Origin of the sequence: Limosilactobacillus reuteri subsp. porcinus, from assembly GCF_036621895.1 — a bacterium.
GTDB classification, from domain to species: Bacteria; Bacillota; Bacilli; order Lactobacillales; family Lactobacillaceae; genus Limosilactobacillus; species Limosilactobacillus reuteri_J.
This window is the reverse complement of sequence record NZ_LN887325.1, coordinates 14,775-16,652: the sequence shown is the minus strand read 5'-3', so window position 1 is coordinate 16,652 and position 1,878 is coordinate 14,775. Positions and strand designations below refer to the sequence as shown.

The following is a 1,878-nucleotide window of genomic DNA, read 5'->3' as shown; positions in this document are numbered from 1 at the left end:
CCTAAGTAAGATCCCCCGGTTGTTAGATTTTGTAACGAAAAAACCGGGGATGCAAGAACGCGTTACAACAGATTTAGTAGCCGAGTTGCAACGAATCCTTGATCCAGCCGGGATTGCAGTAACCATTGCGGCCCGCCACCTTTGTATGGAAATGCGAGGTGTTAATAAGGCCGGTCAATTTACGTATACTGATAAGTTTACAGGTCAATTTAAGACTGACAGTGATTTGAAACAAGAATTTCTAAATCAAACGAGGAATTATCGTGCAGACCTATGAACAAATTAACGCGGGCTTTAACCGCCAAATGTTGGGAGGACAACAGGATCGGGTAAAATTTTTACGACGAATTCTTACTCGTTTAAAAAATCCTGACCAGCGATTTAAGATTATCCATATTGCGGGGACAAACGGAAAAGGCTCGACTGGGACAATGTTAGAACAGGGTTTGCAAAATGCTGGATATCAGGTCGGTTATTTTAGCAGTCCTGCTTTGGTAGATGATCGGGAGCAAATTAAGGTTAATGACCATTTGATTAGTGAAAAAGATTTTGCGATGACTTACCAAAAGATCACCGAACGCTTACCAATTGATCTTTCGCCTGATGATATTACCATTTTTGAGTGGTGGACCTTAATAATGCTGCAATATTTTGCAGATCAAAAAGTGGATTGGGCAGTCATTGAATGCGGTTTAGGCGGTCAAGATGATGCAACCAATATTATCAATGCGCCTTTTATTAGTGTGATAACACATGTTGCCCTTGACCATACGCGGATCTTAGGCCCAACGATTACCCAAATTGCCCAAGCTAAAGCAGGGATTATCAAGAATGGGACTAAGCAAGTGTTTTTAGCGCCGCACCAAGAAAAAGACACTCTCACAATTATTAAGGCAAAGGCTCATCAGCAAAGAGTGGGATTAACGCAAGCAGATACCCAGTCAATTGTTGATGGAAAGGCAATCCTGAAAGTTAATCATAAAATTTATAAAGTTCCTTTTAATTTATTAGGGACATTTCAAAGTGAAAATTTGGGCACCGTTGTCAGTGTATTTAATTTTCTTTTTCAACGAAGACTTGTTACTTCTTGGCAGCCTTTAATATCAACGCTTGCGACAGTGAAGATTGCTGGTCGAATGCAGAAAATCGCTGATCATCCTTCTATTATTTTGGACGGGGCTCATAATCCAGATGCAGCCAAACAACTTACCGAAACTATCTCTAAGTTTCCCCGTAATAAAGTAATTATGGTTCTTGGTTTTCTTGCTGATAAAAATATTAGTCAGATGGTTAAAATTTATCAGCAAATGGCAGATAAGATAATAATTACTACTCCTGACCATCCAACTCGCGCCCTTGATGTAAGTGAGTTGAAATCAGCTCTGCCTCAAGCGATTATTGCCGATAATCCCCGAAAAGGGTTAGTGGTGGCAAAAAAGATTGCGGAGCCGAATGATTTAATTATTGTAACGGGTTCTTTTTATACGATTAAAGATATCGAGGCCAGTTTAGATGAAAAATAATTTTATTATTGCAACCCATAATATTCATAAAATTAAAGAAATTGAAACCATTCTAAATTTTTACCGCCAACATGGTGAGGGGTATCGAAAAAAGTTGCCGCAACAAGCTTTTCCTCCTGAATCAACAGTGAGCTACGAAGAAAAGGCAAAGGCTCTCTTTATCAGTCAAAAGCTACCAGCAGCAAAAATAATCGCTGATGATTCTGGCTTAGAACTCCCGGCTTTTCCTGGAAGGTACGGGGTGGAGACAGCGCGAGAATTGGCGCAAGAAGTTCCTAATGGTGATTTGAATAATTACTTGATCCATTTGGTTGATGGTAAATCCCGACAATTTATAATGAAAACAACAATTGCC

The 1,878-nt window shown here is 39.6% G+C and carries 3 protein-coding genes; all 3 read left to right on the top strand.

Annotation, left to right across the window (positions count from 1 at the left end):
• Positions 1–277: GTP cyclohydrolase I (locus AACL61_RS01205; RefSeq protein ID WP_339110864.1), on the top strand; the 277-nt coding region annotated here is incomplete at its 5' end.
• Entirely contained in the window at positions 264–1,523 is a 1,260-nt protein-coding gene (locus tag AACL61_RS01200) for a bifunctional folylpolyglutamate synthase/dihydrofolate synthase (RefSeq protein WP_339110863.1), read from the top strand. The genes AACL61_RS01205 and AACL61_RS01200, both read left to right, overlap by 14 nt.
• The coding region (locus AACL61_RS01195) for a non-canonical purine NTP pyrophosphatase (protein ID WP_339110862.1) at positions 1,513–1,878 on the top strand (366 nt) is incomplete at its 3' end. The genes AACL61_RS01200 and AACL61_RS01195, both read left to right, overlap by 11 nt.